The 520-nt window shown below is 46.7% G+C and carries 1 protein-coding gene; it reads right to left on the bottom strand.

Annotation, left to right across the window (positions count from 1 at the left end):
• Positions 1–520: TRAP transporter large permease subunit (locus R7R24_RS30375; RefSeq protein ID WP_318120672.1), on the bottom strand; the 520-nt coding region annotated here is incomplete at both ends.

Here is a 520-nt window from a genome sequence, read left to right as displayed (position 1 = left end):
AACCCGACTGGTGGCGTTATCATGCCGATTTCCATGTTCACCACCATCATGATACCGAGGTGAATTGGGTCGATGCCCAGCGCAATGGCAATTGGGAACACCAAAGGAGCAACGATGATCAATAAGCCCGAAGGCTCCATAAACTGACCACCGATCAGGAGCAACAAGTTTACAACTATCAAGAACGTAATTGGCCCAAGCCCCGCAGACAGCATCGATTCCGTGATCATCTGAGGGATACGTTCTTCAGTCAGTACGTGTTTTAAGATCAGTGCATTAGCAATGATAAACAGCAGCATGATGGTAAGCTTGCCTGCTTCATACAAGGTATGCTTAGTGTCTTCATGGACAAAGGTCTGAATCACTTTGACGATCGCTGGTTTGGTGTTTTGCTTATCAGCAAATGGTCCCATGTCTTTATATATAAAGTTCGCGATAAAGAATGAGTACACCGCCGCAACTGCCGCAGCCTCTGTTGGTGTGAAAATACCGCCATAGATACCGCCAAGGATGATCACCA

The organism is Vibrio sp. 704 (genome assembly GCF_033339295.1).
This window is presented reverse-complemented; position numbering and strand designations above follow the sequence as displayed.